The organism is Pseudomonas sp. A-RE-22, from assembly GCF_019956035.1.
GTDB lineage: Bacteria > Pseudomonadota > Gammaproteobacteria > Pseudomonadales > Pseudomonadaceae > Aquipseudomonas > Aquipseudomonas brassicacearum.
The window spans coordinates 1-12,709 of record NZ_JAHBCZ010000076.1; the positions used below are offsets into that span (position 1 = coordinate 1).

The following is a 12,709-nucleotide window of genomic DNA, read 5'->3' on the forward strand; positions in this document are numbered from 1 at the left end:
GTCCCGCCCGCTCTACGAATGCATCCTCACCGGCGTCGTGCCCATTGACAGCGGGATCGTGCACAACAACGTCACACGCCTGTCGAACCAGCGCAGCATTTTCCACTACGCCACCCAGGCCGGCTTGAGTACGGCGGCCGCGGCGTATCACTGGGTCAGCGAGCTCTACAACGTTTCGCCCTTCGTGGCCGGTCGCGATCGTCACACCGACAACCCCGCCCTGCCGATCCAGTACGGGCATTTCTATTGGAATGACCACTACCCCGATTCCCATCTGTTCGCCGACGCCGAACACCTGCGTCAGCGCTACCTGCCGAACTTCCTGCTGGTGCACCCGATGAACATCGACGACGCCGGCCACAAGCACGGCCTCGACACCCCGCAATACCGCAACAGCGCCCGCTCGGCCGACATCAACCTGGCGGTCTACCTGCAAGGCTGGCTCGACGCCGGTTACCAGGTGCTGGTGACGTCCGACCACGGCATGAACAACGATCGCTCCCATAACGGTCTGCTGGCCGAGGAACGGGAAGTGCCGCTGTTCGTCCTGGGTGACAGCTTCAGTCTCGATCCCGCTGCGGCACCCAGGCAGACCGAACTGTGCGGCACCATTTGCCAACTGCTCGGCGTCGATCACGACAAACCCTATTGCCAGGAGTTACTCAAGTGAACGCCATGACGCGCGGCAAATGGCTGGCAGCGTTGTGCCTGGTGCCCTTCGCGATTTTCTTCATCGTGTTCCAGATCGCCCCGCTGCTTTGGGTGCTGCTCAACAGCCTGGAATCGGAAGAGTTCGGCTGGGGCCTGGCCAACTTCAGCAAGATCTTCAGTTCCAAGTTCTACCTGCAAGCGATCCAGCACAGCCTGGAGATCAGCTTCTGGTCCAGTGTGTTCGGCATCGTCATCGCCGTGCTGGGCAGCTACTCCCTGCGCCGGGTGGATTCGCGGCTGCGCAACTTCGTCAACGCCTTCGCCAACATGACCAGCAACTTCGCCGGCGTGCCCCTGGCCTTCGCCTTCATCATTTTGCTCGGGTTCAACGGCAGCATCACGATCATGCTCAAACAGGCGGGGATCATCGAGGATTTCAACCTGTACTCGAAAACCGGGCTGATCATCCTCTACACCTACTTCCAGATCCCCCTGGGCGTGCTGCTGCTCTATCCGGCCTTCGATGCCCTGCGCGAAGACTGGCGCGAATCCGCCGAGCTGCTGGGCGCCAATGGCTGGCAGTTCTGGCGCCACATCGGCTTGCCGGTGCTGACCCCGGCGCTGCTGGGCACCTTCGTGATCCTGCTGGCCAACGCCCTCGGCGCCTACGCCACGGTCTACGCGTTGACCACCGGTAACTTCAACGTGTTGCCGATCCGCATCGCCGCCATGGTCTCCGGCGACATTTCCCTCGACCCGAACCTGGCCAGTGCCCTGGCCGTGGTGCTGGTGGCGCTGATGACCGTGGTCACCATCGTCCATCAGTTGCTGCTCAAGAGGAGCTACCATGTCTCGCGCTGAACCGGGCTCCGTCGGGCTCTATCATCGGGCGGTGGTGTACCTGCTGTTCGCCATCCTGCTGCTGCCCCTGGCCGGCACGCTCGTCTACTCCATCGCCAGCAGTTGGTCGGCCACCGTGCTGCCCAGCGGCTTCACGTTCAAATGGTATGTGCAGTTGTGGAGCGACCCGCGTTTTCTCCACGCCTTCGGCCAATCGCTGCTGGTCTGCGTCGGTGCGCTGGTGCTCTCGGTGGTGTTGATCCTGCCGTTGCTGTTCGTGGTGCATTACCACTTCCCCAGACTCGACGCGCTGATGAACATCCTCATCCTGCTGCCCTTCGCGGTGCCGCCGGTGGTGTCGTCGGTTGGGCTGTTGCAACTCTACGGCTCCGGGCCGCTGGCGATGGTCGGCACGCCGTGGATCCTGATCGGCTGTTACTTCACTGTCGCCTTGCCGTTCATGTACCGGGCGATCACCAACAACCTGCAAGCCATCAACCTGCGCGACCTGATGGACGCCGCCCAACTGCTCGGCGCCAGCACTTTCCAGGCCGCGTTCCTGGTGGTGCTGCCGAACCTGCGCAAGGGCTTGATGGTGGCGTTGCTGCTGTCCTTCTCGTTCCTGTTCGGCGAATTCGTGTTTGCCAACATCCTCGTCGGCACTCGCTATGAAACCCTGCAGGTGTACCTGAACAACATGCGCAACAGCAGCGGTCACTTCACCAGTGCGCTGGTGATTTCCTACTTCTTCTTCGTACTGGTCCTGACCTGGGCGGCCAACATCTTGAACAAGGACAAAAGCCAATGAGCTACGTCAGCGTCCAACACCTGCAAAAAAGCTACGCCGGCACGCCGGTGTTCAGCGACATCAATTGCGAGATCCGCAAGGGCGAATTCGTCACCCTCCTCGGCCCTTCCGGTTGTGGCAAGTCCACGCTGTTGCGCTGCATTGCCGGCCTGACCGCGGTGGATGCCGGCCAGATCATCCTCGACGGGCAAGACATCGTCCCGTTGAGCCCGCAGAAACGCGGCATCGGCATGGTCTTCCAGAGCTACGCCTTGTTCCCCAACATGACCGTGGAACAGAACGTCGCCTTCGGCCTGCGCATGCAAAAAGTCGAGGCATCGGACAGCCACAAGCGTGTGCTGGAGATCCTGCGCCTGGTGGAGCTGCATGATTTTGCCGGCCGCTATCCCCATCAACTGTCCGGCGGCCAATGCCAGCGCGTCGCCCTCGCCCGCTCCCTGGTGACCCGGCCGCGCCTGTTGCTGCTGGACGAGCCACTGTCGGCCCTGGATGCACGGATTCGCAAGCACTTGCGCGAACAAATCCGACAGATCCAGCGTGAGTTGGGCCTGACCACGATCTTCGTCACACACGACCAGGAAGAAGCCCTGACCATGTCTGACCGGATTTTCCTGATGAACCAGGGAAAAATCGTACAAAGCGGCGATGCCGAAACCCTTTACACAGCGCCAGTCGACGTCTTTGCCGCCGGCTTCATCGGCAACTACAACCTGCTGGACGCCGACAGCGCGACCAAACTGCTGCAACGGCCGATGAGCGGCCGTATCGCCATCCGTCCGGAAGCCATCGAGCTGAGCCGCGACGGCGAGGCCGATGCGCTGATCCGCAGCCACAGCCTGTTGGGCAACGTGATTCGCTACCGGGTCGAGGCCCGTGGCGTGGAACTGGTGGTGGATGTACTCAATCGCTCGGCCGCCGACCTGCACCCCGATGGCGCACGCCTGTCACTTTCCATCGATCCGTCGGCGTTGTGTGAGGTAGCCTGATGGCTTTATCGATTTTGAAGCTGATCTTGAAGAGGAAAACGCGCTGATGGCCCTGGCAATTTTTGATCTGGACGAAACCCTGATCCACGGCGACTGCGCCACCCTCTGGAGCGAACAGATGGGGCGCCTGGGCTGGGTCGATCCCGAGTCGTTCATGCAGCGCAACAACGCGCTGATGGACGCCTACAGCCACGGCAAGCTGAGCATGGAAGAGTACATGGACTTCAGCCTGGAACCGATGATCGGCCGCACACCGGAAGAAATCGAACACCTGGTGGCACCGTGGGTGGAAGACTTCATCGAACCGATCATCTTCAGCGACGCCACCAAGACCATCGCCGAACACCGCAAGGCCGGCGACCGGATCCTGGTGATCTCGGCCTCGGGCACGCATCTGGTCAAGCCGATTGCCGAACGCCTGGGCATCGACGAAATCCTGGCGATCGAACTTGAAGTGAGCCATGGGGTGTACAGCGGCCAGACCGTGGGCACCCTGACCTACCGCGAAGGCAAGATCGCGCGGCTGCTGGACTGGCTGGATGCCGAGGAAGAGAACCTGGAAGGCGCGAGCTTCTATTCCGACTCGCGCAATGACCTGCCGCTGTTGCAGCGGGTGGATTTCCCCCACGCCGTGAACCCGGACCAGGTATTGAAGGCCCACGCTGAACTGGCCGGGTGGCCAATCCATACCTGGAAATAAGCCTCCTTGTGGGAGCGAGCTTGCTCGCGATGGCGGTGGATCAGCCGGCATTGATTTAGCTGACACACCGCCATCGCGAGCAAGCTCGCCCCCACAGGTTCAGCCCAGCAGCAGCCACAGGCTCCAGCCGAGCAACAACACACCGCAGAGACGACTGAGCCAGAGTCCCTGCGGCAGGTTTTTCTCCAGCAAGATGAAGGCACCGATCACTGCCACCCAGAGCAGGTTCATCACGCCGACCACAAACAGCAGGCCCATCAGGGCCCAGCAGCAGCCCAGGCAGTAAGCACCATGGGCCAGGCCCAGGCGCCAGCCGCCGAGCACGTTGGGGCGCCAGTAGCTGAGCAGAAAATGCAGCGGCCCGCGACAATGCTCAAGGCAGACCGCCTTGCTTGGCAGCCACTGATAGATACCTGCAACCAGCAGCAGGCCGGCGCCCAGCGCGGTACTGGTGCTGCGCATCCCCGGACTGAGCAGGGCGAGTTGCTCGAGCGCCCATTGCAGCGCCGTGGCGCCCAGGGCGAAACCGGCCCAGACCAGGACATAGGCGCTGCAGAACAGCAGCAGGGCCAGGTGTCGCTGCGGTGCCGGCATGCGCTTGCGCAGCATCTGCTGGTAGATCAAAAGCATGGGCAAGGTGCTGGGCAGCATCATGCCGACCATCATCACCACCCACATGGCAAACATCAGCAGCGCATCGGCCAGGCTCCAGGGCATGAGCATGCCGCCCATTGCCGCATCAGCCATGCCGCCCGGCGCACTCATGTCGCGGGCCATGCGCAACAGCAGCAGCCAGGCCAGGGCGGTCAGCGCGAGCAGGTAGAGCAGGAGCAGCCACTGCTCGCCCGTCAGTCGCTTGCTCGGCGTCACCGCCTGAGGTTCGGCCATTACGGCTCTATGCCATGGCCGGTGAAGTGCACGTGGGCGAGGTGGCTATGACTGCCCTGGGATTGTAGTTTCAGGGCAGAATGCGTCTGGTAGCTGCCGCTGGCCACTTCGGCCTCGAGGAACTCGAAGCCGTTGGGCAGGGACAGGCGGACTCGATGAGGGGAGCCGTCGATCGGGCTGCGGATCGGCTCGCCGCTGGCCTGCAGCACGCCTGGAATGTCCAGGTGCGCCAAGCGCTGATCGACATCGATGGAGAGGGTGATGGGCACGAACAGCGGTTCGAACGCTTCACTCATGGTGCTACTGAACACCTGGAACACATTGGCCCCAGGGTCGCTCTCCAAGCCAGAGAGGATGGTCAACAAGGACTGGCGCTGCGCCTCGTCGGCGCGCTCATCGATGAACACCTGGCAACTGCCGTTGCCCTCATGGATGGCACCCGGCCAAGCGAAGGTGGCGGCCCAGCACAAGCCGTCCAGCGCCACCTGATTGAAATACCCGTGCTCCACTCGCATCGACGCCACCGCCTGGCAGTGACCATGGGTCGGTGGCGCATCGAATTGGCAGGGGCAGCCCCAATTGCAGTTGCAGGCAACGAACTCGACGCCCTGCATGCGCCATTCGGCGATGGCCATGATCAACCTCTTCACCTGGCGGGTGAAATGAAAGCTGCGGTTACCCCATCCCCCATTAGTTAACGCTAGCAGCGCGAGCGTATCGGATACGGGCTGCCGACCGAAGGTCAGCTTGCCCGTAGGCGCCGGTCAAAGGTTCAAACCACTGTCGAGAGGGATGGGGGTAGCTGTCAGCGACAAACCCTGGCGCTAGAGCCCGCAATACACCTGCATCGCATTCATGGCCGTGTCATCCCCGCTGCCCTGGTCAGGCTCCACCTTGGTTCGGAACCCCCTGATCTTTTTGTAACCGGTGCCATCGAGGCAACTGTAGAACCCGGTCCAATCTCCCCATGCGACTGGCGGGTCGCCTACGAGGATTTCCGACCCACAATTCATCTTGATATTGCCGGCGGCGGTATCGTCCTTCGAGCCCTTTTCCTTGTCCCGGCCCTGAAAGCGTTCCACCTGAATGGCAAATGCGATGGCTGGTGTCTCGCGACACACATGGTCCCGGCCCCAGCTTCCCCACTTTCCTTCAAGGCTTTGGATATAAGTGGCCGCCCCGTTGACTCCGCTCTTGCAGATAAGCTGGACCGCATTCAAAGCACTGTCGTCGCCGTTGCCCTGATAGGGTTCGCTTTTGAGTCGGAACCCCCAGACATATTGCCCCTGGGGGCAATATGCAGCGGCGCCCCAATTGCCCCAGGCGCCTTGTTCCGATGTGTCTGACGGCACTTGCCCTCGGGCAGCCCCGCAGGCCATCAGTGAGAGCGTGAAAAACAGCATGTATCTGGCAGCGTAAGCGGACATGGCAGCACCCTACCTGAGTCTGGAAAAGACTGATCGGAGAGACAGCCGACACTCTCGCACCCCACTCTAGAATGGGGTCCGAAAGGCGTCTACTGTCAGACTTGACAGGGTGTCTTGCTATCCGGCACGTCAGTGTTTCTGGAAATAATGACGTCTGTGGGAGCGAGCAAGCTCGCTCCCACAGGTCTGCGCACGGTTTCCGAAATCAGCTCAGGCTCTCATCGATCACCAACACCAGCTTCCCGGACACCTGGTTGGTCGCCAGTTCCGCGAACGCTGCTTCGGCGTCCTTGATGGCGAAGGTCTTGGCCAGTTGCGGGCTCAGGCGTTTGTCGGCAAACAGCGGCCACACCTGTTGACCCAGTTCGCTGATCAGGTCGGCCTTGAACTGCTCGTCACGGCTGCGCAAGGTCGAGCCAAGCAATTGGATGCGCTTGCCCAGCACCTGCGCCAGATCGAGCTCGGTCGAGCGCCCGCCCATCAGCCCGATCAACACCCAGCGGCCGTCAACTGACAAAAGTTTCACGTTGAGTTTGGCGTAGCTGCCGCCCACCGGATCGAGGATCACGTCGAACGGACCGAGATCGTTCAAACTCTCCAGGCCATCGGTGCGTACCACGCCGCCCTGGGCGCCCAGTGCCTCGCAATAGGCCAGCCGCTCGGTCGAGCCGACACTGACCCAACATGGGTTGCCGAACGCCTTGCACAGCTGGATCGCGGCCGAGCCGACGCCACTGGCCCCGGCGTGCAACAGTACTTTTTCACCCGGCTTGAGCGCCGCCAGCTGGAACAGATTCAGCCACGCGGTGCTGTAGACCTCCGGCAGCGCGGCCGCTTCAGCCAATGACAAGCCCTCCGGCACTGGCAATACATGCCGGCCATCAACCACCACCTCCTCGGCCATCCCGCCGCCGGCCAGCAACGCGCAAACCCGGTCGCCCACCTGCCAGGACGAGCCCGGCCCGACCTCGCTGATGACTCCGGCGCACTCCAGCCCCAACACCTGGCTGGCGCCGGGTGGCGGCGGGTAAAGTCCGGCTTTTTGCAGCAAATCGGCCCGATTCAGGCCCGCGGCTGCCACACGAATACGAACTTGCCCGACATCACACGCCGGGCTCGGCTCATCTGCCCATACCACTTGGCCTTCAACGCCTTGCAATGCTTTCACGGTGCCTCCATAGTGAGTCTCGACTGGGCCCGCTGCTTCAACGCCGGGCTTTCTTGCATTATGCGCCCGGGCCACATGGAACCGGCGACTTCAAAGACGGCCTAATATGCGTTATCAATTGTCCCTGCGTCGAATCAGCATGAAGCATCTGTTCCCCAGTACCGCCCTCGCGCTAGTCATTGGCCTCGGCCTGTTACCGTTGTCGAACGATACGTTCGCAGCCAACAGCTGGGACAAGCTTCAGCCCGATCGTGACGAGGTGATTGCCAGCCTTAACGTCGTCGAGTTGCTCAAGCGCCATCACTACAGCAAGCCGCCACTCGATGATGCGCGCTCGGTCATCATCTACGACAGCTACCTGAAGCTGCTAGATCCGTCGCGCAGTTATTTCCTGGCCAGCGATATCGCTGAATTCGACAAGTGGAAAACCCAGTTCGACGACTTCCTCAAGAGCGGCGACCTGAACGCCGGGTTCACCATCTACAAGCGCTACCTGGACCGCGTGAAGGCGCGTCTGGACTACGCCATTGCCGAGCTGAACAAAGGCGTCGACAAAATCGATTTCAATACCAAGGAAACCTTGCTGGTCGACCGCAAGGACGCCCCTTGGCTCAAAAGCACAGCCGAACTCGACGACCTGTGGCGCAAGCGCGTCAAGGACGAAGTGCTGCGCATGAAGATCGCTGGCAAGGATCCCAAGCAGATCCAGGAAACCCTGACCAAGCGCTACAAGAACCAATTGGTCCGCCTGGACCAGACCCGCGCCGAGGACATTTTCCAGGCGTACATCAACACCTTCGCCATGTCCTACGACCCGCACACCAATTATCTGTCGCCGGATAACGCGGAAAACTTCGACATCAACATGAGCCTGTCCCTGGAAGGCATCGGTGCGGTGCTGCAGAGCGACAACGACCAAGTGAAAATCGTGCGCCTCGTCCCGGCGGGCCCTGCGGACAAGACCAAACAGGTCAGCCCGGCGGACAAGATCATCGGCGTGGCCCAAGGCAACAAGGAAATGGTCGACGTGGTCGGCTGGCGCCTGGACGAAGTGGTCAAGCTGATCCGTGGTCCGAAAGGCTCGGTGGTGCGCCTGGAAGTCATCCCGGCCAGCAATGCGCCGAACGACCAGACCAGCAAGATCGTGTCCATCACCCGTGAAGCGGTGAAGCTGGAAGAACAGGCAGCGAAGAAATCGATCCTCAACCTCAAGCAGGACGGCCAGGACTACAAGCTCGGCATCATTGAGATCCCGGCCTTCTACCTGGACTTCAAGGCCTTCCGCGCTGGGGACCCGGACTACAAGAGCACTACGCGTGACGTCAAGAAGCTGCTGACCGAGCTGCAGAAGGAAAAAGTCGACGGCGTGGTCATCGACTTGCGCAACAACGGCGGCGGCTCCCTGCAGGAAGCCACCGAGCTGACCAGCCTGTTCATCGACAAGGGCCCGACCGTGCTCGTGCGTAACGCCGATGGCCGGGTGGATGTACTGGAAGACGAAAACCCCGGTGCGTTCTACAAGGGGCCAATGGCCTTGCTGGTCAATCGCCTGTCCGCGTCGGCCTCGGAGATTTTCGCCGGCGCCATGCAGGACTATCACCGTGCGCTGATCATCGGCGGCCAGACCTTCGGCAAAGGCACCGTGCAGACCATCCAGCCGCTCAACCATGGCGAACTGAAACTGACCCTGGCGAAGTTCTACCGGGTTTCGGGCCAGAGCACCCAGCACCAGGGCGTGCTGCCTGACATCGATTACCCGTCGATCATCGACACCAAGGAAATCGGTGAAAGCGCCCTGCCCGAAGCCATGCCGTGGGACACCATCCGGCCTGCGATCAAACCCGCCGTGGACCCGTTCAAGCCGTTCCTGGCCCAACTCAAGTCCGAGCATGACACCCGCACGGCCCAGGATGCAGAGTTTGTCTTCATCCGCGACAAGCTGGCCCTGGCGCAGAAGTTGATGATGGAAAAAACCGTCACCCTCAACGAAGCCGATCGTCGCGCGCAGCATTCCGACATCGAGGCCAAGCAACTGACCATGGAAAACCTGCGTCGCAAGGCCAAGGGCGAAGAGCCGCTCAAAGAGCTGAAGAAAGAGGACGAAGACCTGATCACCGAGCCAGAGAAAACCAAGCCGGAAGACGATGCCTACCTGAGCGAGACCGGGCGGATCCTGCTGGATTACCTGAAACTCAACACGGCGATCGCCAAGCACTAAGATGATGGCCATTTAATGGTGATGCTCGTCGGAGTGTCATCAAACTGACATCAGTCTGTCGTGAAATACAGGACTGGGTGCCGCGCACCTGGTCCTTTTTTTATCGCCAGAGATTGCCATGACCACGACAGAACAGCTGAGTGCCTTGAGTTCGATCCTGGCTCAAAGCGGTTTGCACAGCCTGTTCCAACCGATCATCTGCCTTTCCGAACGGCGCATCGTGGGTTATGAAGCCTTGACCCGCGGCCCCTCCAACAGCCCGTTGCACTCCCCCATCGCGCTGCTTTCCGTGGCACGCCAGGCCGGCCGCCTCAGCGAACTGGAGTTGGCCTGCCGCCGCAGCGCCTGCCAGCGCTTCAATGAGCAAAAGCTGCCGGGCAAGCTGTTTCTCAACGTCTCGCCTGAGTCGCTGCTGGAATCCGCACACCAGACAGGGCGCACACTGCAGCTGCTGCAGGACTTCGGCATTGCCCCCAGCCAGGTCGTGATAGAACTGACTGAACAAACCCCCATCGATGACTTCCAGCTCCTGCAAACCGCGCTGCATCATTATCGCGCGATGGGTTTCTCGATTGCCCTGGACGACCTTGGCGCCGGTTATTCGAGCCTGCGGCTGTGGTCTGAACTGCGGCCCGATTATGTGAAGATCGACCGGCATTTCATCGACGGCATCCACCAGGACGCCCTCAAGCGCGAGTTCGTGGGCTCGATCCTGAAAATCGCCCGGGCCTCCCGCGCCCAAGTGATTGCCGAGGGCATCGAACTGCCGGAAGAACTGGCGGTGCTGATCGAAATGGGCGTCGACCTGGTCCAGGGCTATCTGCTGGCCCGGCCTCAGGAACAACCGTCACGCGACGCCAGGGCGCTGATGCCCAAGCAGGACAGCGGCGTGGCGGCGTTGAGCGATGAGGTCAACGACCTCAGTGCGCTGCTCAACGAACAACCGGCAGTGGCCCACAACACACCGACAGCCACCGTGCTGGAAGCGTTTCGTCGCCAGGCCAACCTCAACTCCCTGGCAGTGCTGGATGATCAAGGCCAGCCCTGCGGCATCGTTCACCGCCATTCGCTCTCGGACGCCTTGCTCAAACCTTTCGCCACCGACCTGTTCGCCCGCAAACCCATCAGTCGCCTGATGAGCGACGACTTTCTCGCGGTAGAGTTGAACCAGTCACTGCAACAAGTCAGCCGCCTGATCACCAGCCGCGCCCGACAACGCATCGAAGAAGACTTCATCATCACCCTCAACGGCGGCTACCTGGGCCTGGGCCGGGTGATCGATGTGCTCAAGCTCATCACCGAACTGAAAATCCAACAGGCCCGCTACGCCAACCCCCTGACCCTGCTGCCGGGCAACGTCCCGATCCAGCAATGTCTCACGCGCTTGCTGCAACAACGGCAGGAATCGGTGATCTGCTACGTGGACATCGACAGTTTCAAACCCTTCAACGACATCTACGGCTACGGTCGCGGCGACGAAGTCCTGCTGTGCCTGGCCCAATGCCTGAACGAACGCATCGACCCCAGCCGCGACTTCGTCGGCCACATCGGCGGCGACGACTTCCTGCTGGTCCTCGGCCCGGAAGAGTGGCGCAGACGCCTGGACCAGCTCCTCAGCGACTTCCAGACCCACTGCCGCCGCTTCTACCGCCCCGAACACCTGGAGGCGGGATGTTTTACGGCGTTGAATCGACAGGGCGTTCGGCAGGAGTTCGCGTTGTTGTCGCTATCGATTGGGGTGGTGCATCTGCGTGCCGAGGCCTGCGAAGAGATGGATGCCAGTCAGTTGGCTGAGCTGGCTTCGCAGGCCAAGCATCATGCCAAGGAGATTCTGGGGGGGAGTGTGTATTTGGTGGATGGTTTGGCGGAGCGGGAGCCTGTGGTGGCGTTGGGGTTGTCGGTGTGAAGCATCTGGCGCGGCCCCGTGGCGAGGGGGCTTTGTAGGAGCTGGCGAAGCCTGCGATCTTTTGATCGATCGTTCCCACGCTCCAGCGTGGGAATGTCGCCAGGGACGCTCCGCGTTCTGCTTCTGAATGTGACGGATAGCGTTACGGGATGCATTCCCACGCAGCAGGTAACGATTAAATATTCTTTCTAATTAAGTTATGAGTTTTCGGCCACCTCTGACTGATAGCGTTTGAGGCAGCTCAGCAAAACTCTCATAAAGTGACGCTGATCCTTAACATCATCATCGAAATATGTGGTTATCCTCGAAAATATCTCATCAAAATTCGCCCCCTCTTCCAGATAGAAGAAAATTCTTTCAATAAACCATTCGCGCTCATGAGATTGAAATATTAAAAAATCGGATTTAAGTAAGGAATCAAACAACTCCACCAATTCGGAGTCGGCGTTGATATCCTTCGAGACAATAACCTCCTCCCTTGCCTCATCTATCGTATTCTCTATATCAAATACAAATAAGAGACTTCTTAGCACAACCATATCAGACGACTTCGTCATCACTCAAATTCCGTATAGCTGGTTATCGGAAGGCCTTTATCATTCAGTATCACCACAGCCTTTGTTTGCTCGCCATATTCCAACCCTTCCTTTTTATATCCTTCTCCGACTTTTCTTCCAAACTCAATAGGCTCACGAGATTGTTGCAGACCACTCTCTTTGAAAACGAGCCGCGCTCTATTTATCGCATAAAGTTGATCTCGATGACTTATGAAGTGTGTTGCCGCAGTAGGAATTTTAGGTTCTCCCTTTTTTTTACCTTTGGTATAACGTTCAATTTCACCCGTTGTAGGGTTTTTACCAGATTGCAGCCGTTCCATTTGCGATTGCAAGGTGGTCTGCGCACCGTGTTTTTCCAGAAAGTGAGCGCCATCAATAGAACCTTCCATTTCCCTTAACTCCTCATAAGCTTTTGCCTCCGCTAGTTCATGCTCCTGTGCCCGCTGCTCCGCCGTCATCGGCAGCCGCGGCTCCCCCTCATCCACCCCAACCTTAGCCGCCGGATCCTGCTCCCCAACCGCCGGCCTACACCCACCCTTCCCCGGACAATCCACCAACCC

The 12,709-nt window shown here is 60.1% G+C and carries 12 protein-coding genes and 1 pseudogene; 7 read left to right on the plus strand and 6 right to left on the minus strand.

Features of this window, described 5'->3' with window-relative positions; genetic code table 11:
• The 5 genes from KGA89_RS27360 to KGA89_RS27380 form a co-directional block, all read left to right on the plus strand.
• Positions 1-670, plus strand: a 670-nt coding sequence (locus KGA89_RS27360) for an alkaline phosphatase family protein (protein ID WP_223473022.1), incomplete at its 5' end; no start/stop codon positions are given.
• Between the two features lie 5 nt (positions 671-675).
• Positions 676-1,512: an ABC transporter permease gene (locus KGA89_RS27365; protein WP_162470868.1), complete on the plus strand. Its 837-nt coding sequence runs from the start codon at positions 676-678 to the stop codon at positions 1,510-1,512.
• Positions 1,499-2,299, plus strand: coding sequence for an ABC transporter permease (locus tag KGA89_RS27370; protein WP_013694043.1), 801 nt, complete (start codon positions 1,499-1,501; stop codon positions 2,297-2,299). Before KGA89_RS27365 ends, KGA89_RS27370 begins: the two co-directional genes overlap by 14 nt.
• Positions 2,296-3,285 carry an ABC transporter ATP-binding protein gene (locus tag KGA89_RS27375; protein WP_003204557.1) on the plus strand — a complete coding sequence of 330 codons (990 nt, stop codon included), beginning with the start codon at positions 2,296-2,298 and terminating at the stop codon, positions 3,283-3,285. Before KGA89_RS27370 ends, KGA89_RS27375 begins: the two co-directional genes overlap by 4 nt.
• 46 nt (positions 3,286-3,331) lie before the next feature.
• Positions 3,332-3,985 carry an HAD family hydrolase gene (locus tag KGA89_RS27380; protein ID WP_223473023.1) on the plus strand — a complete coding sequence of 218 codons (654 nt, stop codon included), beginning with the start codon at positions 3,332-3,334 and terminating at the stop codon, positions 3,983-3,985.
• 99 nt (positions 3,986-4,084) lie between these two features.
• On the opposite strand, the gene KGA89_RS27385 is transcribed toward KGA89_RS27380, so the two are convergent.
• The 4 genes from KGA89_RS27385 to KGA89_RS27400 form a co-directional block, all read right to left on the minus strand.
• Positions 4,085-4,873 (minus strand): DUF2182 domain-containing protein, encoded by a 789-nt coding sequence (locus tag KGA89_RS27385; protein WP_223473024.1) that lies wholly within the window; start codon positions 4,871-4,873, stop codon positions 4,085-4,087.
• Positions 4,873-5,508 carry a DUF1326 domain-containing protein gene (locus tag KGA89_RS27390; RefSeq protein WP_003204561.1) on the minus strand — a complete coding sequence of 212 codons (636 nt, stop codon included), beginning with the start codon at positions 5,506-5,508 and terminating at the stop codon, positions 4,873-4,875. Before KGA89_RS27390 ends, KGA89_RS27385 begins: the two co-directional genes overlap by 1 nt.
• A 189-nt stretch (positions 5,509-5,697) precedes the next feature.
• Positions 5,698-6,300, minus strand: a complete 603-nt coding sequence (locus tag KGA89_RS27395) for a hypothetical protein (protein WP_013694046.1) — start codon at positions 6,298-6,300, stop codon at positions 5,698-5,700.
• Positions 6,301-6,505: 205 nt separating this feature from the next.
• Positions 6,506-7,468 carry a zinc-binding dehydrogenase gene (locus KGA89_RS27400; protein WP_003204563.1) on the minus strand — a complete coding sequence of 321 codons (963 nt, stop codon included), beginning with the start codon at positions 7,466-7,468 and terminating at the stop codon, positions 6,506-6,508.
• A gap of 139 nt (positions 7,469-7,607) precedes the next feature.
• Here KGA89_RS27400 and KGA89_RS27405 point away from each other — a divergent pair, with 139 nt between their 5' ends.
• Entirely contained in the window at positions 7,608-9,686 is a 2,079-nt protein-coding gene (locus KGA89_RS27405) for a carboxy terminal-processing peptidase (RefSeq protein ID WP_223473026.1), read from the plus strand.
• A 118-nt stretch (positions 9,687-9,804) separates the two neighbouring features.
• On the plus strand, positions 9,805-11,592 hold the full coding sequence (locus KGA89_RS27410; protein WP_223473025.1) for a bifunctional diguanylate cyclase/phosphodiesterase: 1,788 nt from the start codon (positions 9,805-9,807) through the stop codon (positions 11,590-11,592).
• 197 nt (positions 11,593-11,789) lie between these two features.
• On the opposite strand, the gene KGA89_RS27415 is transcribed toward KGA89_RS27410, so the two are convergent.
• Together KGA89_RS27415 and KGA89_RS27420 are read right to left on the minus strand one after the other, a co-directional pair.
• Positions 11,790-12,149: a hypothetical protein gene (locus tag KGA89_RS27415; protein WP_027911533.1), complete on the minus strand. Its 360-nt coding sequence runs from the start codon at positions 12,147-12,149 to the stop codon at positions 11,790-11,792.
• Positions 12,149-12,709: pseudogene (locus KGA89_RS27420) on the minus strand (type IV secretion protein Rhs); the annotation flags it as partial. The pseudogene KGA89_RS27420 and the gene KGA89_RS27415, both read right to left, overlap by 1 nt.

Bases quoted from the DNA above. Each gene is read 5' to 3' on its own strand.
- KGA89_RS27410 (WP_223473025.1), top strand. From the start codon at position 9,805: ATGACCACGACAGAACAGCTGAGTGCCTTGAGTTCGATCCTGGCTCAA.
- KGA89_RS27380 (WP_223473023.1), top strand. From the start codon at position 3,332: ATGGCCCTGGCAATTTTTGATCTGGACGAAACCCTGATCCACGGCGAC.
- KGA89_RS27365 (WP_162470868.1), top strand. From the start codon at position 676: ATGACGCGCGGCAAATGGCTGGCAGCGTTGTGCCTGGTGCCCTTCGCG.
- KGA89_RS27415 (WP_027911533.1), bottom strand. From the start codon at position 12,149: ATGACGAAGTCGTCTGATATGGTTGTGCTAAGAAGTCTCTTATTTGTA.
- KGA89_RS27385 (WP_223473024.1), bottom strand. From the start codon at position 4,873: ATGGCCGAACCTCAGGCGGTGACGCCGAGCAAGCGACTGACGGGCGAG.
- KGA89_RS27370 (WP_013694043.1), top strand. From the start codon at position 1,499: ATGTCTCGCGCTGAACCGGGCTCCGTCGGGCTCTATCATCGGGCGGTG.
- KGA89_RS27390 (WP_003204561.1), bottom strand. From the start codon at position 5,508: ATGGCCATCGCCGAATGGCGCATGCAGGGCGTCGAGTTCGTTGCCTGC.
- KGA89_RS27375 (WP_003204557.1), top strand. From the start codon at position 2,296: ATGAGCTACGTCAGCGTCCAACACCTGCAAAAAAGCTACGCCGGCACG.
- KGA89_RS27395 (WP_013694046.1), bottom strand. From the start codon at position 6,300: ATGTCCGCTTACGCTGCCAGATACATGCTGTTTTTCACGCTCTCACTG.
- KGA89_RS27405 (WP_223473026.1), top strand. From the start codon at position 7,608: ATGAAGCATCTGTTCCCCAGTACCGCCCTCGCGCTAGTCATTGGCCTC.